This is a genomic window from Pseudomonas sp. CFBP 8772, assembly GCF_014841665.1.
In the GTDB taxonomy this organism is placed as follows: domain Bacteria; phylum Pseudomonadota; class Gammaproteobacteria; order Pseudomonadales; family Pseudomonadaceae; genus Aquipseudomonas; species Aquipseudomonas graminis_B.
In genome coordinates this window covers 31,649-49,879 of record NZ_JACYUI010000004.1, presented here as the reverse complement: position 1 = coordinate 49,879, position 18,231 = coordinate 31,649, and the positions used below count along the sequence as shown (strand labels likewise).

The 18,231-nt window shown below is 60.6% G+C and carries 14 protein-coding genes; 8 read left to right on the top strand and 6 right to left on the bottom strand.

Features of this window, described 5'->3' with window-relative positions:
* Positions 1 to 17: 17 nt before the first annotated feature.
* Positions 18 to 593 (top strand): hypothetical protein, encoded by a 576-nt coding sequence (locus IFT99_RS10100; protein WP_192132060.1) that lies wholly within the window; start codon positions 18 to 20, stop codon positions 591 to 593.
* Positions 594 to 944: 351 nt separating this feature from the next.
* Here the strand turns inward: IFT99_RS10100 and IFT99_RS10095 are convergent, their stop codons facing one another.
* Both IFT99_RS10095 and IFT99_RS10090 read right to left on the bottom strand, forming a co-directional pair.
* On the bottom strand, positions 945 to 2,123 hold the full coding sequence (locus tag IFT99_RS10095) for a vWA domain-containing protein (RefSeq protein WP_122537461.1): 1,179 nt from the start codon (positions 2,121 to 2,123) through the stop codon (positions 945 to 947).
* A gap of 46 nt (positions 2,124 to 2,169) precedes the next feature.
* On the bottom strand, positions 2,170 to 3,015 hold the full coding sequence (locus tag IFT99_RS10090) for an AAA family ATPase (protein WP_074890636.1): 846 nt from the start codon (positions 3,013 to 3,015) through the stop codon (positions 2,170 to 2,172).
* 242 nt (positions 3,016 to 3,257) lie between these two features.
* Between IFT99_RS10090 and IFT99_RS10085 the strand changes: the two genes are divergently transcribed.
* Positions 3,258 to 3,452: a DUF4160 domain-containing protein gene (locus IFT99_RS10085; RefSeq protein ID WP_192132489.1), complete on the top strand. Its 195-nt coding sequence runs from the start codon at positions 3,258 to 3,260 to the stop codon at positions 3,450 to 3,452.
* Positions 3,449 to 3,979 carry a DUF2442 domain-containing protein gene (locus IFT99_RS10080; protein ID WP_192132058.1) on the top strand — a complete coding sequence of 177 codons (531 nt, stop codon included), beginning with the start codon at positions 3,449 to 3,451 and terminating at the stop codon, positions 3,977 to 3,979. The genes IFT99_RS10085 and IFT99_RS10080 overlap by 4 nt, the downstream gene beginning before the upstream one ends.
* Positions 3,980 to 4,082: 103 nt before the next feature.
* Here IFT99_RS10080 and IFT99_RS10075 read toward each other — a convergent pair whose 3' ends face one another.
* Positions 4,083 to 5,156, bottom strand: coding sequence for a DUF748 domain-containing protein (locus tag IFT99_RS10075; protein WP_065986805.1), 1,074 nt, complete (start codon positions 5,154 to 5,156; stop codon positions 4,083 to 4,085).
* A 126-nt stretch (positions 5,157 to 5,282) separates the two neighbouring features.
* Between IFT99_RS10075 and cysK the strand changes: the two genes are divergently transcribed.
* From cysK to IFT99_RS10060, 3 genes are all read left to right on the top strand, one after another.
* Positions 5,283 to 6,257 (top strand): cysteine synthase A, encoded by a 975-nt coding sequence (gene cysK / locus IFT99_RS10070; RefSeq protein WP_065986807.1) that lies wholly within the window; start codon positions 5,283 to 5,285, stop codon positions 6,255 to 6,257.
* Between the two features lie 158 nt (positions 6,258 to 6,415).
* Complete coding sequence (locus IFT99_RS10065; RefSeq protein ID WP_065986809.1) at positions 6,416 to 7,354, top strand: aspartyl/asparaginyl beta-hydroxylase domain-containing protein; 939 nt, start codon at positions 6,416 to 6,418, stop codon at positions 7,352 to 7,354.
* Between the two features lie 460 nt (positions 7,355 to 7,814).
* Entirely contained in the window at positions 7,815 to 8,669 is an 855-nt protein-coding gene (locus IFT99_RS10060) for a DMT family transporter (protein ID WP_192132057.1), read from the top strand.
* A gap of 337 nt (positions 8,670 to 9,006) precedes the next feature.
* On the opposite strand, the gene IFT99_RS10055 is transcribed toward IFT99_RS10060, so the two are convergent.
* Positions 9,007 to 12,480, bottom strand: a complete 3,474-nt coding sequence (locus tag IFT99_RS10055) for a hybrid sensor histidine kinase/response regulator (protein ID WP_192132055.1) — start codon at positions 12,478 to 12,480, stop codon at positions 9,007 to 9,009.
* Positions 12,481 to 12,727: 247 nt separating this feature from the next.
* Between IFT99_RS10055 and IFT99_RS10050 the strand changes: the two genes are divergently transcribed.
* Positions 12,728 to 13,870 (top strand): TDT family transporter, encoded by a 1,143-nt coding sequence (locus IFT99_RS10050; RefSeq protein ID WP_192132053.1) that lies wholly within the window; start codon positions 12,728 to 12,730, stop codon positions 13,868 to 13,870.
* 142 nt (positions 13,871 to 14,012) lie between these two features.
* Positions 14,013 to 15,884, top strand: coding sequence for an MFS transporter (locus IFT99_RS10045; RefSeq protein ID WP_192132051.1), 1,872 nt, complete (start codon positions 14,013 to 14,015; stop codon positions 15,882 to 15,884).
* Positions 15,885 to 16,126: 242 nt separating this feature from the next.
* On the opposite strand, the gene IFT99_RS10040 is transcribed toward IFT99_RS10045, so the two are convergent.
* Together IFT99_RS10040 and rdgC are read right to left on the bottom strand one after the other, a co-directional pair.
* Positions 16,127 to 17,089, bottom strand: a complete 963-nt coding sequence (locus IFT99_RS10040) for a bile acid:sodium symporter family protein (protein WP_192132049.1) — start codon at positions 17,087 to 17,089, stop codon at positions 16,127 to 16,129.
* An 81-nt stretch (positions 17,090 to 17,170) separates the two neighbouring features.
* Positions 17,171 to 18,091: a recombination-associated protein RdgC gene (rdgC, locus tag IFT99_RS10035; protein WP_065986824.1), complete on the bottom strand. Its 921-nt coding sequence runs from the start codon at positions 18,089 to 18,091 to the stop codon at positions 17,171 to 17,173.
* Positions 18,092 to 18,231 lie beyond the last annotated feature (140 nt).

Here is an 18,231-nt window from a genome sequence, read left to right as displayed (position 1 = left end):
CGCTATGAGGAGCGACAATGAACCTTGACCTAATCGTCGACCAGAACCATTCCTATCGACAAGCAGTAGCGATCGCGTACGAGAAGGCTAGAAGACACGGCGACGTTGATGCGGCTACCGCCCAGGAGTGCGAGATGGTCCTAAGTGAACCCGAACCTGATTATGTCTATCACGAGGCCATGTTGGATCATGATCTCCAGTCGTACGAGGACGGGTCTGTATCCTTCCGCACATTGAGCCCGCGCGACTTCTACGAGCGGGTAAAGTTGAATGCACGGATAACCGCTGCGGAGGGTCTCGCGGATCAAATGGATAATATATGGCAGGACGTGAAAGCTACGGTGGTCGGAGTTGAAACAGAGTTGTTAAGCCAATTGAAATTTTCAGTTGATGAGAAAGGCACGATTAAGCCGCTGATGGTTTCAGGTTTATTGGGTGTGAATGATGAGAAAAAACTTTTCGATCTATTGAATAATCATTCGGGATTCAAGAACGCAGCCAAAGGGTATGTGTGGCTCCTGGCGGGAGTCGTGGGTCAGACGGTAGAAGGATTATCAGCTAGATACGCACGGCATTTCGCCAGTTCCAAGTGAGGGAGCGGCTAACCGCGTGGGTCGTGCGGTTAGCCTTTTATTCACTAGTTGACGATATTTATATCGCAGATTTGAGTAATTGAAACCGGACTGATGCCAGTGTCAGGGTTACCCCTGACGGAGACGTGCCAGTGCCCCGAGTTGTAGTTGACCCTCCATTTGTAGCGATCGGATCCTACAAATGGAGGGGTCGCATGACGGCCAACACAGCGTGGCATGTCTATGTACTCCACTATGCGGGCGCTTATAACGCGCGTGGAATGCCTAGCTTCATGAGGGCCGACCTATCGCGTAAAGGTCGGCCCTCGACTGCTACGCTTCAGGACTGATGGGCCAGGTCAGCCCACAACATCACTTCGCCAAATACCGCATCCCTTCTTCCAACCCCCGCAGCGTCAGCGGGTACATCTGGTCTTCGATCAAGTCCCGCACGATGTTGGTGGAGGTGGTGTAGGCCCAGGCATCTTTGGGGTACGGATTGATCCAGATGATCTTCTTGAACTTGGCCATGAACCGCTGCATCCAGACGTAGCCCGCTTCCTCGTTCCAGTGCTCGACGCTGCCGCCCGGCTGGGTGATTTCGTAGGGCGCCATGGCGGCGTCGCCGATGAAGATCACTTTGTAGTCGGCGCCGTATTTATGCAGCAGGTCCTGAGTAGCGGTGCGCTCGGAGGTGCGGCGCTGGTTGTTCTTCCACACCGACTCGTAAACGAAGTTATGGAAGTAGAAATACTCCATGTGCTTGAACTCGGTCTTGCAGGCCGAGAACAGTTCCTCGCAGATCTTCACGTGGGCGTCCATCGAGCCGCCGATGTCGAACAGCAGCAACAGCTTGATGGTGTTGCGACGTTCCGGGCGCATCTGGATGTTCAGCAGGCCGGCGTCACGGGCGGTGTGATCGATGGTGCCGTCGATGTCCAGTTCGTCCGCCGCACCCTGGCGCGCGAATTTGCGCAGACGCCGCAGCGCCACTTTGATGTTGCGCGTGCCCAGTTCAACCCCGTCGTCGAGGTTCTTGTACTCGCGTTGATCCCAAACCTTCGCGGCCTTGCCCTGACGCTGGCCGGCGTCGCCCACCCGAATCCCCTCGGGATTGTAACCGCCTGAGCCGAACGGGCTGGTGCCGCCGGTGCCGATCCATTTATTGCCGCCGGCGTGGCGCTCCTTTTGCTCTTCCAGACGCTTCTTGAATTCTTCGATCAGCTTGTCCAAGCCACCCAGCGACTGGATCTGCGCGCGCTCTTCAGCGGTCAGCGAACGCTCGAACTCCTTGCGCAGCCAGTCCTCGGGGATCAGCGCCTGCAAGTGATCGTCGAGCTTTTCCAGGCCATTGAAATACGCGCCAAACGCCCGGTCGAACTTGTCGAAATGGCGCTCGTCCTTCACCAGAATCGTGCGCGACAGGTAGTAGAACTCGTCCATGTCAGCGAACGTCACGCGCTGCTTCAGCGCGTTGATGAGGTCGAGCAGTTCACGCAACGAAACCGGCACTTTGGCCGCACGCATTTCGTTGAACAGGTTGAGCAACATAGTCGGCGTCCCGCCCTTGATCTAAATAAGCTTGACCAGAAAAGGCTCAGCGATTGCCGCGACGGCTCATGAACGCCAGGCGTTCAAGCAAATGCACGTCCTGCTCGTTCTTGACCAGGGCACCGGCCAGCGGCGGAATGGCTTTGGTGGGGTCGCGCTCGCGCAGCACGGCTTCGCCGATGTTGTCGGCCATCAGCAGTTTGAGCCAGTCCACCAGTTCGGATGTCGAAGGTTTTTTCTTCAGGCCCGGGACTTTGCGCACGTCGAAAAACACGTCCAGGGCTTCGCTGACCAGGTCCTTCTTGATGTTCGGGTAATGCACGTCGACGATCTTTTGCAGCGTGCTGCGGTCGGGGAACGCGATGTAGTGGAAGAAGCAGCGGCGCAGGAAGGCGTCCGGCAGTTCTTTTTCGTTGTTGGACGTAATGATGATGATCGGGCGCTTTTTGGCCTTGATCGTCTCGTCGATCTCGTAAACGTAGAACTCCATTTTGTCGAGTTCTTGCAGCAAGTCGTTGGGGAATTCGATGTCCGCCTTGTCAATCTCGTCGATCAGCAGAATGACCCGCTCTTCGGATTCAAAGGCTTCCCAGAGCTTGCCCTTCTTCAGGTAATTGCGCACGTCGTGGACTTTGTCGACGCCCAGCTGCGAGTCGCGCAGGCGGCTGACCGCGTCGTACTCATAGAGGCCCTGATGGGCCTTGGTGGTCGACTTGATGTGCCAGGTGATCAGCCGGGCGCCGAAGGATTCGGCCAGTTGCTCGGCGAGCATGGTCTTGCCGGTCCCGGGCTCGCCCTTGACCAGCAGCGGGCGCTCCAGGGTGATGGCTGCGTTGACCGCAAGCTTCAGATCGTCGGTGGCGACGTAGGCGTGGGTGCCTTCGAATTTCATCGGGAAAATCCTCGAACAAGGCGGACAGACCCGTGGCCTGAATCGCGCAAGATAGGGCGCAAAGAATGCAGCGACTATACCGCGCGCCCCGCGCGACTGTGAACGCAGACGGTTTATTCAGTATCTGAATGGGGCGTCACGGTCTGACCGGGCAGAAAATTGTAACTTTCATTGAGGTATCGCCAAAATAGCTATACCTTGCAGGCCATGTCGACCAATACAGATTCAGGGACAAATACAGAATTCAACTGCGGGAAAAGGACCACCTGCCGCCTCACGTGCACCTCACCGGTGGCGGGCTGGATGTGTTGATCTGTCTGCAGTTGGTTGAACCCATGCTCGGCCACGCCCCGGCCGCCGTACTCAGGGAGGCGCTCGAATGGGTAAGGGCCCACCAAACAGAATTACTGGAGGAATGGAAACGATGGCATCCATGAAACGCCCACGCCTCAAAACCGCAGAGGCGCTGGCTCATCAAAAATTGGCGCTGACATTCATCAACGACGTGACGTACGTCCTCGACCTGAGCGGCGATATCGCGGCAATCCGGGGGCTGCAACCGCTCAAGGATCCGAGCGTGTTCAAGCAGGCGCAGATCGGCGACGACGGCTGGACCGTGGAGTGGGCCGGGCCCGACATCCAGATCGGCGCCGACACTCTTTACCTGGACGCCAAGGCGCAGGCTGCCACCGACGAGAACACACGGATCTTCATCGGCTGGCGCGCGCGCACCGGGTTGCCGCTGGCCTTGGCGGCCGAGGCACTGGGCGTCAGCACGCGAAGCATCACCCGCTACACCAACGGCAGCGAGGCCGCACCGCGCACGTTGGCGCTGGCGTGTCTGGGGTGGGATGCATTGCAGAATCAGGCGGAGAACGGTGTGTTGCTGGCGGAGAAGCATGCGGCCTATGGAGTTGCCAAAGAGAACCGCGTTGACAAGGGGGCAGCCGAAAGTGGCGAGTGAGCTGACTCGAGGGGGAGGCGTGTCAGCGATCAAGGTCATCGCTGACTAAACGCTTCGCGAGCAAGCTCACTCCTACAGGGATGCGCCAGTCAAAACGCTGGGTTTATTTCGCCTCGCTCTTGCCACTGTCGTAGCGGGTATTGAACGCCTTCACGAAGGCATTGCGCAGGATCTGTAAAAACGCTTCGAACGCACTGATGTCCTGTTTGTGGACACTGCCGCTGAGTTCGACGCGGGTGGCGAACTGGTTCTTCACTTGGTTCTTCAGCACCGTTTCGCTGCCGCCGACCACGGCTTCCCAGATCGAGCGGAAGAAGCCTTTGTTCTGGTTCTCGACGTCCTGCTGCCAGTCAAAGACATCGACATTACGCAGCAGGGGCTTGATGTAGCCACTGAGCTGGCCATTGGTGGCCTGGGCTTCGATGACCACGTCGCCGTCGCCCGCGTTGAAGTCGAATTTGCCGTACGCCGAGGCGAAGTCGTTCAGGCGTTTGAGCTGGATACCGGTCGCGCGCAGCTTGAAGTCGAAATCTTCCAGGCTGAACGGGTCGAAGGTCGCTGTGCTTTCCAGTGGCGCATGGCCCAGCAGCATGGCCTTGCCCTCGAAGCGGGCATCGCGCTTGCCGGCTTTGTCTTCGACGTTGGTCAGGTTGTAGATGCTGGCGTTGATGTTGTCGGCATCGATTTTCACTTTCGGCGTCGAATTGAAGTTGCTGAACGTGATCTTGCCGTCCTGAATGCGCAGCTCGTTGAGGGTGATCGGCAGCAGCTTGTTCAACTGAGCACGCCAGTCAGTACCGGCACCGGTCTGGGACTGGCGCTTGTCCGGGCCACCGTCGACGAAGTTGAGTTCAGGGCTGACAAACGCGACCTCGGCGACCACCGCATGGTCGTACCAGAGCGAGTGCCAGCTGACGGCGAGGTCGATGACCGGCGCATCCAGCAGAGGCACGGGCACCTTGCCATCGACCTTGACGATTTTCAGGCCGTTGATGCGGTACGCCCCGCGCCACAGGGCCAGGTCCACGTCGGTGACCTGACCGCGGTAGTCGCCCATGTCGGCGAGTTTTTCGTTGAGATAATTGCGAACCACGTAGGGCAGCGCGATGTGGACTGCGATCAGCAACACCACCAAGCCAACAATTGTCCATAACGGCCAGCTGTAACGACGTTTCATGTCTCCACCCTCCAGTAACGTAGCTTTGTTGACTGCTGGCGATGTGATCGGTTCGCTTCGACTGGACGTTGCACCGGCTCAAGGCATAGGCTTTGAGCTTTTCCAAACCTGCACAAGGACCCGGTCATGAGCCGTATTTACGCAGATAACGCCCATTCCATCGGCAACACGCCACTGGTGCAGATCAACCGCATCGCGCCGCGCGGGGTCACCATTCTGGCCAAGATCGAGGGGCGTAATCCGGGGTACTCCGTGAAGTGCCGGATCGGCGCGAACATGATCTGGGACGCCGAAAGCAGCGGTAAACTCAAGCCCGGCATGACCATCGTCGAACCCACCTCCGGCAATACCGGCATCGGCCTTGCGTTCGTCGCCGCAGCCCGTGGCTACAAGCTGACCCTGACCATGCCGGCCTCGATGAGTATAGAGCGGCGCAAGGTGCTCAAGGCCCTGGGCGCCGAACTGGTGCTGACCGAGCCGGCGCTGGGCATGAAAGGCTCCATCGCCAAGGCCGAAGAGTTGCTCGCCAGTGACCCTGCCACATACTTCATGCCGGCGCAGTTCGAGAACCCGGCCAACCCGGCCATTCACGAGAAGACCACCGGACCGGAAATCTGGAACGACACCGACGGCGCCATCGACGTGCTGGTCGCAGGTGTCGGCACGGGCGGCACGATCACCGGCGTCTCGCGCTACATCAAAAACGCCATGGGCAAGCCGATTATCTCGGTGGCCGTCGAACCCATGGGCTCGCCGATCATCACCCAGGCAATGGCCGGTGAAGAGATCAAACCCAGCCCCCACAAGATTCAGGGCATTGGCGCGGGTTTCATCCCGAAGAACCTCGACCTCTCGATTGTCGACCGCGTCGAGCTGGTCAGCGATGAAGAAGCCAAGGCCATGGCCCTGCGGCTGATGCAGGAGGAGGGGATTCTCTGCGGTATCTCCTGCGGCGCGGCCATGCATGCAGCGGTGCGAATGGCCGAGAAACCGGAAATGCAGGGCAAGACGATCGTGGTCGTGCTGCCGGATTCCGGTGAGCGTTACTTGTCGAGCATGCTCTTCAGCGACCTGTTTACTGAACGCGAGCTGACGCAATAATCGTGTGCGCCGCGGCTTCGGCTTTTTACCCGGCGGACTAAAGCTTATGATGGCCGCCATTCGAAACCCGCCGGAAGATTGTCCCAGATCATCCGGCGGCGGTTTCAGCGGCGTAAGCTTCGGGCCGCGCGGTTCGGCCCTGTTTCAAGGAGAGTTTCATGACCCTTTCTTTTGCTGTCAAAGCGGCGATTCTGCTGCTGTTTGTCGGCAGCACGCTGTACGTGCATTTGCGCGGCAAGGCGCGTTTGCCGGTATTGCGCCAGTTCGTGAATCACTCCGCACTGTTCGCCCCGTATAACGCCTTGATGTATTTGTTCTCCAGCGTGCCCTCAAAGCCGTACCTGGACCGCAGCAAGTTTCCTGAGCTGGACGTGCTGCGCGACAACTGGGAAACCATCCGCGACGAAGCCATGCACCTGTTCGACGAAGGCTATATCCGTGCCGCCGCCAAGGACAACGACGCGGGTTTCGGTTCGTTTTTCAAGAAAGGCTGGAAGCGTTTTTACCTGAAGTGGTACGACAAACCGCTGCCGTCCGCCGAGGCGCTGTGCCCGAAGACGGTTGAGTTGGTCAGCCGTATTCCCAACGTCAAAGGCGCAATGTTCGCCCTGTTGCCCGGCGGTAGCCACCTGAACCCGCACCGCGATCCGTTCGCTGGCTCCCTGCGTTATCACCTGGGCCTGTCGACGCCGAACTCTGACGATTGCCGCATTTTTGTCGACGGTCAGGTGTATGCATGGCGCGATGGTGATGACGTGATGTTCGACGAAACCTACGTGCACTGGGTCAAGAACGAAACCGACGTCACCCGCGTGATTCTGTTCTGCGACATCGAGCGACCGCTGAGCAATCGCTTCATGACCGCTGTCAACCGCCGCGTCAGCGCGTTTCTGGGCCGTGCCACTGCGCCGCAGAACACCGATGACGAACGCGTTGGCGGGATCAATCAGGCCTATGCCTTCAGCAAACGCTTCAGCAACAGCTTCAGCGGCAAGGTCAAGCAGTTCAAACGCGCCAACCCCAAGGCGTATCGCATCCTTCGTCCGGTGCTGGCGGTGGTCGTACTGACGCTGCTGGGCTACTGGCTGTTCGGCTGAACAAACGGTTTTGTGGAGCGCTGTCGCACCCTGCGCGGCGGCGCTTTTTGCTGTCCTGGCAGTTCCGCGTTGGAGCTGTCAACGACGTCGACTTATGACATTGCACAAGGCACCGGTCGCTGGTTATAGTCGGCCTCGTTGCCGCCCCACTTGGCGTCACCCAGTCCTTCCCTTTCAGAAGATAAGCACGATGCCTGCATCCAGCACCCGGTTTGCTTTATCCGCCACGGCTCGCGCTGTTGCGGAACCGCGCGACTGCCTGCAACTCGTCTTCATCACGCGTTACCCGCCACCCCCACCTGTGAACAGTCCTGTCGTGTGCGCTGTTGCACCGCCAGGGGTCGTTGTGCTCGGCTGATCGACCGCCTAAACGCTGTCGGTCCAGGCCTGCAAACGCCCGCAAAACTTCCGTGAATCCGGTACGTGCCGGGTCCGATTCTGTCTGAATCACAGGTGACTCATGTTTGCTCATAAAGCCCTGGCCTCGATGGCCACGACGACGCTTTTCGTCCTGCTCTGGAGCAGCGGCGCGATTGTTTCCAAGTGGGGCCTGACCCACGCTTCACCGTTTGCATTTCTACTGTTCCGTTTCCTGCTGGCGCTTGTGGCGTTGGCGATTCTGATCCCCGCGTTGGGTTACAAGCTTCCCGCCACACGAGCCTCGATGGGCTTCGCGTTGCTGACGGGCGCTGTGCTGCTGGGGGCTTATCAGATCTGCTACCTGCTGGCGCTGGACCTGAAAGTCGCGCCCGGCGTCATGGCCACGATCATGGGCGTGCAACCGATTCTCACGGCCGTGCTGGTCGAGCGCAGCCGTTCGACGTCCCGCATGTCTGGCCTTGGTCTGGGGCTGGCGGGTCTGGTGCTGGTGGTCTGGAAAGGAATCGGCGACGGCGGATCGCTCGCCGGCATGGCGTTCGGCGTGCTCGGCATGTTGAGCATGACCGGCGGTTCGATCATGCAGAAACGCATCACCGACAACCCCCTCGGCACGCTGCCCGTGCAATACCTTGCGGGGACGGTGGTATGTGCGGTGTTCGTGCCGTTTCAGCCCTTTCATTTCGAGCACAGCATCGGCTTCTACGTGCCGGTGCTCTACATGGGGCTGGTGGTGTCGGTGCTCGCGACGTTCCTGCTCTACCGATTGATCGCCCAGGGCAATCTGGTCAACGTCACCAGCCTGTTTTACCTGGTGCCCGGCGTCACCGCGATCATGGATTACCTGATCTACGGCAACCGCCTCGCGCTGGTGAGTTTGCTGGGGATGGTGCTGATTGTGGTGGGGTTGGTGTTTGTGTTCAGGAAGGTTGAGTAGAACCGTCCACCCCCGCCGCGAATTCTTCGGGCACTGCAGATGAAAACTGTAGGAGTGAGCTTGCTCGCGATCTGGCGCGTAGCGGCAGCGAACCGATGCATGAGGTGTATCAGGCATTACCGAGGTGTTTGGTTTTACGACTGCTGCGCAGCCGATCGCGGGCAAGCGCGCTCCTACATTGATCGTGGTCTGGCGCGGAATCTGCGCACGGCCATGAACGGTTTGGGGTCTGCGCTGAATTCATCGGGCACTGCAAAAACTGTAGGAGCGTCGTCTGGCGCGGAATGTGCGCACGGCGATACACGGATCCGCGCATCAATGCGGGCTCAGCCACTCCTCAACCCAGCCGCACATGCCGACTCAACAATGCCCGCAGCGCGGCGGGTTTCACCGGTTTGGCGAGGTATTCCAGGCCGGCGGCGTGTACCTGGGCGATCAGCTCCGGGCGGCCGTCGGCGCTGATGACGACGCCGGGGACCGGCTCACCCAATTGCGTGCGTAGCCACGCCATCAGTTCGGTGCCGATCTCGCCGTGGTCCAGGTGGTAATCCACCAAGGCCAGGTGCGGGCGAACGCCGTCGCTGAGCAGCGTCTGGCATTCCTCGCGATTGCGCGCCGTCCAGACCTGACACCCCCAGCGGCTCAGCAGGCTGTTCATGCCGATCAGGATGCTGTCTTCGTTGTCGACGCACAGAATTTGTGTGCCGTTCAGCGCGGCGCGCACAGGTTCAGTCGGCGCAGCGGCCGGCGTCGGCAACGCAGGCGCCAGCGGCACCGTAACGCTGAACAGGCTGCCCTGACCCGGCCACGAACGCACTTCCAGCGAGTGACCGAGCACGCGGCACAAGCCGTCGGCAATCGCCAGTCCCAAACCCAGGCCCTTCTCGGCGCGGGTCTGATGGCTGTCAAGCCGCTTGAACTCCTCGAAAATCACCTGCCGCTTGTCCTCGGGAATACCCGGCCCCCGGTCCCACACTTCCAGGCTCAGTTGCCCGTTACGGCGCCGCACCCCCAGCAGAATCGGCCCCTTGGCGTAACGAAACGCATTGGTCAGGAAGTTCTGCAGCACCCGCCGCAGCAGTTTGGCGTCGCTGGCCACACGCAATGTGCTGCCGCGCACGCGGAAGTCCAGGCCCTGCTCCTGAGCGAGGGCCTTGAATTCGGCACCGAGGGTTTCAAACAGATTATTCAGCGCAAACGGCGTGATGGTCGGCGTGAACTTGCCGTTCTCCAGACGCGAAATATCCAGCAGGTCGCTGATCAGGTCTTCGGCCGAACGCAGCGAGCTGTCCAGATGATGGATCAGCTGTTTCGCTTCCGCCGGCACATTGTCATCGTTGTGCAGCAGGGCAGCGGAGAACAAACGCGCGGCATTCATGGGCTGCATCAAGTCATGGCTGACGGCGGCGAGAAAGCGCGTTTTCGACTGATTGGCCGCTTCCGCATGGGCCTTGGCTTCGGTCAACGCCGTGTTCAACTGCGACAGCTCCCGCGTCCGTTCGGCCACGCGCTGCTCAAGGCTTTCGTTGGCGCCCTTGAGCGCCTGCTCGGCCTCGCGGAAGGCGGTGATGTCAGTGAAGCTCATCACGAAGCCGCCGCCGGGCATCGGATTGCCGATCAGCTCGATCACCTGGCCATTGGGAAACAACCGCTCGGACGTATGTGCGCGGCCTTGGCGCATCCAGTGCAGCCGCCGGGCGACGTGCACCTCCGCTTCACCAGGCCCGAGCAAACCGCGCTCGGCGTTGTAGCGGATGATGTCGGCGATGGGCCGTCCCACGCTGATCAGGCCTTCCGGGTAATTGAACAGCTCCAGATAGCGCGCGTTCCAGGCCACCAGTCGCAGGGATTGATCCACCACGCTGATGCCCTGGGTGATGTTTTCGATGGCGCCTTGCAGCAGGGCGCGGTTGAACTGCAGCACTTCGGAGGCTTCGTCGGCGATGCGCACCACGTCTTCGAGTTGCATGTCGCGGCCTTCAATCGCCGCCTTGACCACCGCCCGTGTCGACGACGTGCCCAGCACCCCCGCCAGCAAGCGTTCGGTGTGGGCGATCCAGTCGCCGTTGGCGTTCTGGTTGGGGTTGAAGCCTTTGCCCTGGCGGTAGGCGAAGCGGATGAAGCTCTGCTGCGCGCGCTCTTCGCCGACAAAACGCGCCGAGAGCTTGAGCAAGTCTTCGATCTGCACCGCCAGCAGCGAGCGGTTGTTGGGCCGCGCCTGCAATTCCTGACCGATAAAACGGCCCGCCTGCCAGTGTTCCGACACGCGGGTTCGCGACAGCAGCGAGACCCACACAAACAACGCGAAGTTGCCGATCATCGACAGGACCACGCCCTGGGTCAGCGGACTGATCGGCAGATTGAACGGGTTGCTGTGCAGCCATGCCAACAGCGGAAAACTGCTCAGCGACCACCCCATGCTGTGGGCGATGATCGGCAGCACCAGCGTGTAAAACCAGATGAACACCCCGGCAGCGAGCCCGGCGAACACACCGCGTCGATTGGCCGGCTTCCAGTACAGCGCGCCGATCATCGCCGGCATCAATTGCGTGATGGCGGCGAAGGCGATCTGGCCGATGGTCGCCAGGCTCGCAGTCGATCCCAGCAGTCGATAGCTGACGTACGCGAGCAGCAGGATGACCACAATGCTGACCCGGCGCACCGAGAGCATCCAGTGGCGGAACGCCTCGAACGGACGCTCGGCGGTTTTGCGCCGCAGCAGCCACGGCAGCAGCATGTCGTTGGAGACCATGGTCGACAGCGCGACGCTGGCGACGATGACCATCCCCGTGGCGGCCGATGCGCCGCCAATGAACGCCAGCATCGCCAGCGCCGGGTGTGCATGGGCCAGCGGCACGCTGATCACGAATGAGTCCGGCAGCACCGAGGCGGGCAGCAGCATCTGCCCGGCGAGCGCAATCGGCACCACGAAAACGGCTGCGAGCAGCAGGTAGGCAGGGAACACCCATTTGGCCAGGCGCAAATCTTCGGGCTCGATGTTCTCCACCACGGTGACGTGAAACTGCCGGGGCAGGCAGATGATCGCCATCATGGCGACGCCGGTCTGCACCACCATCGACGGCCAGTTGACCGTTTCTTTCCAGTACTCCTCCAGGCGCGGCGCGAGCATGGCCTGGTTGAACAGGTCATCCACACCGTCGTACAGGCCAAACGTCACGAACGCGCCGACGGCCATAAACGCGAACAGCTTGACCAGCGACTCGAAGGCGATCGCCAGGACCATGCCGCGGTGGTGCTCGGTGGCGTCGAGGTTGCGCGTGCCGAAGACGATGGTGAACAGCGCCAGCACCAGCGAGACGATCAGTGCGGTGTCCTGGGCGCGAGTGCCGGTGGCGTCGGCGCCGGCACCGATCAGAATGTTCACCCCCAGCACGATGCCTTTGAGTTGCAGCGCGATGTAGGGCAACACGCCGATCAGGCAGATCAGCGCGACGACGACGGCGAGGGTTTGCGACTTGCCGTAGCGGGCGGCGATGAAGTCGGCGATGGACGTGATGTTTTCCTGCTTGCTGATCAGCACCATTTTCTGCAGCACCCAGGGCGCCAGCAGCAACAGCAGAATCGGACCGAGGTAGATCGGCAAAAACGACCAGAGTTGCTCGGCCGCTTGGCCGACCGAGCCGAAAAACGTCCAGCTGGTGCAGTAAACCGCCAGCGACAGGCTGTACACCCAGGCGCGCAGGCGCGGCGGCAGCGGGGTGCTGCGACGGTCACCGTAAAAGGCGATGGCGAACATGATGGCCATATAGGCCAGGGCGACGGCAGCGATCAGCCCGCTGGACAGCGACATGGGAACTCCGGAGGCAAGCGGCTAGCGGTTTCGGTGGCGATCCTTCGCCGGCCGGACAGTCTCGCACGCCGCGTAGGGTTCGTCTGTTACGACCAAGGTCTGAGCGGCGCGGTGTCGCAGGGGCGCAGCGAATCCATGGTCAACGCATATCTGGGAAATCTATGAGGTATAGCTAAATTACCCGCTTATTCGATATCAGCTGCCGTCCTACTATGGGTGCCACCTCACACGAGGACAGGAGCCCGCCATGACCCACGCCATGTTCATCCCGCAAAGACCCTTCAGCCAACTGAGTCACCCTCGGGAAGTCATCCGCCAATTCACCCCCAACTGGTTCGCCGCGACCATGGGCACTGGCATTCTCTCGGCGGTGCTGGTGCAGCTTCCGGTGACGATCCCCGGCCTGTTCCAGCTGGCGGAAGTCTTGTGGATGCTGAACATCGTCCTGTTCCTGACCTTCAGTGCGCTCTATATCGCCCGCTGGGTGATGTTTTTCGACGAGGCGCGGCGGGTGTTCGGGCATTCCACGGTGTCGATGTTTTTCGGCACGATTCCCATGGGCCTGGCGACCCTTATTAACGGGTTGCTCACCTTCGGCCTGCCGCATTGGGGCGATGCCGTGCTGCCGTTCGCCGAGCTGTTGTGGTGGCTGGACGTGGCGATGTCCCTGGCCTGCGGCGTGCTCATCCCGTTTTTGATGTTCACTCGCCAGGAACACCGTATCGATCAGATGACCGCCGTCTGGCTTCTGCCCCTTGTCGCCTGCGAAGTGGCGGCGGTGAGTGGCGGGCTGCTGGCGCCGCATCTGGCCGACAGTCACAGCCAATTCAGCGTGCTCATCACCAGCTACGTGCTGTGGGCGATGTCGGTGCCGGTGGCGTTCAGCGTCCTGACCATCCTGTTGCTGCGCATGGCCCTGCACAAATTGCCCCACGAAAGCATGGCCGCGTCGAGCTGGCTGGCCCTCGGGCCGATCAGCACCGGTGCATTCGGTTTGATCGTGCTGGGCGCCGATTCGCCGCTGATCTTCGACGCCAACGGCTTGCCCGGCGTCGGCGAAATCGCCTCGGGCCTTGGCCTGATTGGTGGCGTGATTTTATGGGGTGTCGGCGTGTGGTGGTGCCTGATGGCGCTGCTGATCACCGCCCGTTATCTGCGCAACGGCATCCCGTTCAACCTGGGCTGGTGGGGGTTTACCTTTCCGCTGGGTGTGTTCGCGCTGACCACCCTCAAACTGAGCGCTGTACTTCATCTGGGGTTCTTTTCAGCCCTCGGCAGCGTGCTCGTCGCTGCATTGGCAGCCCTGTGGCTGATGATCATGAAGCGCACCCTGAGCGGCGCCTATAACGGCAAGCTGTTCGTCTCGCCGTGCATCGCTGCCTCACGGTAAATAGCGCTCGCGCGCTCTAACGGGCTATCCGTTGGAGCGCATGCTCGACTTTGCCGCCGGTGTCGTCTTCAATGTGGCCCGGAACTGCCGTTCGGCGTTCCCATCCGTAAGCCGGCACCGGCGCCACTCAGGACCAGGGAAGATGAGTCAGTCGCAGTTCAGTTTGTTGGGTAAGCGGCGCTTTCTGCCGTTTTTCGTGACCCAGTCCCTCGGGGCGTTCAACGACAATATCTTCAAGCAGTCGCTGATCCTCGCCATTCTCTACAAGCTGAGCATCGACGGCGACCGCTCCATCTACGTCAACCTCTGTGCCTTGCTGTTCATCCTGCCGTTCTTCTTGTTCTCGGCGCTGGCCGGGCAGTTTGGCGAGAAATACCCCAAGGACAAACTGATCCGCATGATCAAGGTCCTGGAGATCGTGATCATGGTGGTGGGGGCCACCGGTTTTCTCTTCAATCACCTGTCGCTTATGCTGGCGGCACTGTTCGCCATGGGCACCCACTCGGCGCTGTTCGGGCCGGTGAAGTACTCGATTCTGCCGCAGCACCTGCATGAAAACGAACTGGTGGGCGGCAACGGCCTAGTGGAAATGGGCACGTTTCTGGCGATTCTGGCCGGCACCATCGGCGCCGGGGTCATGATGTCGGCGACCCATTACGCGCCCATCGTGGCGGCAGCGATGGTCTCGGTGGCCTGCCTGGGTTATCTCGCCAGCCGGGGCATTCCGCCCGCAGCCGCCGCTTCGCCGGACATGCGCCTGAACTGGAACATCTTCAGCGAATCCTGGGCCACCCTGAAACTCGGCCTGGGGCAGACCAAAGCGGTGTCGCGCTCCATCGTCGGCAACTCGTGGTTCTGGTTCGTCGGCGCGATTTATCTGACGCAGATCCCGGCCTACGCCAAGGACTTTCTGTACGGCGATGAAACCGTCGTCACCCTGATTCTGACCGTATTCTCCATCGGCATCGCCGCAGGTTCCATGCTCTGCGAGCGACTGTCCGGGCGCAAAGTGGAGATCGGCCTTGTGCCGTTCGGCTCCATGGGCCTCACCGTGTTCGGCCTGCTGTTGTGGTGGCATTCCGGTGATTTCCCGCAGAACGTGCAGGCCAACAACTGGCTGGCGATTCTGGGTTACGGGCAGGCGTGGTGGGTGTTGCTGGACATCTTGGGCATCGGCGTCTTCGGCGGGTTTTACATCGTGCCGCTGTACGCGCTGATCCAGTCAAGGACGCCGGAGAAGGAACGCTCGCGGGTCATTGCGTCCAACAACATCCTCAACGCGCTGTTCATGGTGGTCTCGGCGATCGTTTCGATCATCCTGCTGAGCGTGGCGAAACTGTCGATTCCGCAGCTGTTCCTCGTCGTGTCGCTGATGAACATCGCGGTCAACGCCTACATCTTCAAAATCGTGCCCGAGTTCACCATGCGCTTCATGATCTGGCTGCTCAGCCACTCCATGTACCGCGTGGAGCATCGCGACCTCGACCTGATTCCGGATGAGGGCGCGGCATTGCTGGTCTGCAACCATGTCTCGTTCGTCGACGCGCTGTTGATCGCCGGCTCGGTGCGCCGGCCGATCCGCTTCGTCATGTACTACAAGATCTTCAATCTGCCGGTGCTGAATTTCGTGTTCCGCACGGCGGGCGCGATCCCGATTGCCGGCATCAAGGAGGACAAGGCGGTGTTCGACACAGCGTTCGAACGCATCGCCCATTACCTCAAGGAAGGCGAGCTGGTGTGCATCTTCCCGGAAGGCAAGCTGACCACCGACGGCGAGATCGACACCTTCAAAAGCGGCATGACCCGGGTCTTGCAGGAGACCGACGTGCCGGTGATTCCAATGGCTTTGCAGGGGTTGTGGGGCAGCTTCTTCAGCCGCGACCCGAACAAGGGCGTATTCCGCCGGCTGTGGTCGCGCGTGACGTTGGTGGCCGGGCCGGCATTGACGGGGGAAGAGTCGCAACCGGCGCTGGTGCGCGAGCGGGTGGCGCAGTTGCGGGGGACGGTGCGTTAGGAAGAGGGGCGATGCGTCAGTCAGAATCCAAGATTTCAGACTGCTGAATAGTCTGCGGGAGACTGCTATCTGACCTGTGACAGAGGAACCGTGGGAGTGAGCTTGCTCACGAAGAGGCCGGTATAGCCGCTAAACCTTCAGCGGCAGGAATACTGTCTTCGCGAGCAAGCTCGCTCCCACATGTATCGCGTTTATCGGACGATGAGTAGGTGATCGGGGATCTCCCACTGGAGCCATTCCGATCAACCTGCAATTGGCTTCTCTTCCCCAACCACCGCATCCGGGGTCATCTTGCGGAAGTACGTCGAAAGCAACGCACCGGAAATGTTGTGCCAGACGCTGAACAGCGCGCTTGGCACCGCCGCCAGTGGCGAAAAGTGCGCGGCGGCCAGTGCGGCGCCGAGGCCTGAGTTCTGCATGCCGACTTCCAGGGACAGCGATTTGCGCTGGGCTAGCGGCAGCTTGAACAGCTTGCCGGTGAAGTAGCCCAGCAAAAAGCCGAAGCTGTTGTGCAGGATCACCACGGCCATGATCAGCAGTCCCGATTCGGCAATCTTCGCCTGACTCGCTGCCACCACCGCGCAGACGATCATCACGATACTCACCACCGACACCAGCGGCAGCACGTCGACGGCAAAGCTCACTTTGGCGCCCAGCAGGCGTTGAGCGATGACGCCCAGCACGATCGGCAGCATCACCAATTGCAGGATCGACCAGAACATCTCCATGAAGGACACCGGGAGCCACGCCGAGGCCAGCAGCCAGATCAGCGCCGGGGTCAGCAGCGGGGCGAGGAGGGTGGTGACGGCGGCGATGGCCACCGACAGCGCCAGGTCACCTTTCGCCAGCCAGGTCATGACGTTGGACGATGTGCCGCTCGGGCAGCAGCCGACCAGAATCACGCCTACGGCGATTTCCGGTGGCAGGTGAAACAGCTGGCAAAGCAGCCAGGCAACGCCGGGCATGATCACGAAATGCGCGACCACCCCCAGAGCCACGCGCCAGGGGTGGCGCACGACTTCAGAAAAATCATCGAGCTTGAGGGTCAGGCCCATGCCGAACATCACCAGCCCCAACAACGGCACGATGTACGACTTGAGGCCAATGAACCAGGACGGGAACAGGAACGCCAGCACGGCAAACAGCAGCACCCAGTACGCGAAGGTATTACCGACAAAACGACTCAACGCAGCCAGGGCGCGCATGGCCTGCTCCTTTCTTATGGGTATGAAGGGGATGCAGACGCTAAGGAGCCAGCAAGCCGGCCCCTGCGTCAGTGGGCGAAATCAGATCCCCTGGGGAATCTCTTCGCCGCCCAGTGCTTCCATCAATTGCGGCAGGAACTCACCGAACGTCAGCATCATCAAGGTGAAGCTGGCGTCCTGCTGACCCAGCGCATCGTCGCCGCCGTTCTGCTCGGCTTCATCCTGCAGCAGGTCTTCGAACTTCAGGCGTTTGATACCGAGCTTGTCATCCAGCACGAACGACAGCTTGTCCTGCCACGCCAGCGACAGCTGAGTGACGACCTTGCCGGTGCTCAGGTGCAGCTGGATTTCGTCGCTGGTCAGGTCCTGACGCTTGCACTTCACAACGCCGCCGTCTTCGTGGGTGTCGCGCAGTTCGCATTCGTCCAGCACGAAGAAGTGCTCGGCGGTCTCGCCAGTCTTGACCCACTCGGTCATGACAGCGGTTGGCGCTGTTTTGACGGTCACGGGGCGGACGGGCAACGAGCCGACCACTTCACGCAGGGTCGACAGCAGGTCTTCGGCGCGCTTCGGGCTGGAAGCGTTGACCAGAATCACGCCCTGCTTGGGGGCGATGGCGGCGAAAGTGGCCGAGCGACGGATAAAGGCGCGGGGCAGAAAGGCCTGGATGATTTCATCCTTGAGCTGATCGCGTTCCTTCTTGTAGACCTTGCGCATCTGCTCGGTCTCGATCTCTTCGACTTTCTCTTTCAATGCATCGTTGACCACGCTGCCGGGCAGGATGCGTTCTTCCTTGCGCGCCGAGATCAGCATGAAATCACCGCTGACGTGCACCAGTGGCGCGTCTTCGCCCTTGCCGAACGGGGCGATGAAACCGTAAGTGGTCAACTCCTGGCTGGCACAGGCACGTGCAGGCTTGGTCGCCAACGCGGTTTCCAGCGCCTCGGCGTCAAATGGCAGGTCCTGGGTCAGGCGATAGACAAGCAGGTTTTTGAACCACATGGGGTACATCTCTCCTTTATACAAAGGGGGGCATTATTCGCTGCTGCGACCCTGCGGCCAACCCTGATGTAAGCCTTTGGAAGGATTATAAAATTTATTTCAAAAAGTGCTTGCCAGCTTTTTGATCGCTCCGTAGAATG

What these genes read in the sequence shown, in the direction of transcription:
- IFT99_RS10100 (WP_192132060.1), top strand. Translation starts at nt 18, where the DNA reads ATGAACCTTGACCTAATCGTCGACCAGAACCATTCCTATCGACAAGCA.
- IFT99_RS10095 (WP_122537461.1), bottom strand. Translation starts at nt 2,123, where the DNA reads ATGTTGCTCAACCTGTTCAACGAAATGCGTGCGGCCAAAGTGCCGGTT.
- IFT99_RS10090 (WP_074890636.1), bottom strand. Translation starts at nt 3,015, where the DNA reads ATGAAATTCGAAGGCACCCACGCCTACGTCGCCACCGACGATCTGAAG.
- IFT99_RS10080 (WP_192132058.1), top strand. Translation starts at nt 3,449, where the DNA reads ATGAAACGCCCACGCCTCAAAACCGCAGAGGCGCTGGCTCATCAAAAA.
- IFT99_RS10075 (WP_065986805.1), bottom strand. Translation starts at nt 5,156, where the DNA reads ATGAAACGTCGTTACAGCTGGCCGTTATGGACAATTGTTGGCTTGGTG.
- cysK (WP_065986807.1), top strand. Translation starts at nt 5,283, where the DNA reads ATGAGCCGTATTTACGCAGATAACGCCCATTCCATCGGCAACACGCCA.
- IFT99_RS10065 (WP_065986809.1), top strand. Translation starts at nt 6,416, where the DNA reads ATGACCCTTTCTTTTGCTGTCAAAGCGGCGATTCTGCTGCTGTTTGTC.
- IFT99_RS10060 (WP_192132057.1), top strand. Translation starts at nt 7,815, where the DNA reads ATGTTTGCTCATAAAGCCCTGGCCTCGATGGCCACGACGACGCTTTTC.
- IFT99_RS10055 (WP_192132055.1), bottom strand. Translation starts at nt 12,480, where the DNA reads ATGTCGCTGTCCAGCGGGCTGATCGCTGCCGTCGCCCTGGCCTATATG.
- IFT99_RS10050 (WP_192132053.1), top strand. Translation starts at nt 12,728, where the DNA reads ATGACCCACGCCATGTTCATCCCGCAAAGACCCTTCAGCCAACTGAGT.
- IFT99_RS10045 (WP_192132051.1), top strand. Translation starts at nt 14,013, where the DNA reads ATGAGTCAGTCGCAGTTCAGTTTGTTGGGTAAGCGGCGCTTTCTGCCG.
- IFT99_RS10040 (WP_192132049.1), bottom strand. Translation starts at nt 17,089, where the DNA reads ATGCGCGCCCTGGCTGCGTTGAGTCGTTTTGTCGGTAATACCTTCGCG.
- rdgC (WP_065986824.1), bottom strand. Translation starts at nt 18,091, where the DNA reads ATGTGGTTCAAAAACCTGCTTGTCTATCGCCTGACCCAGGACCTGCCA.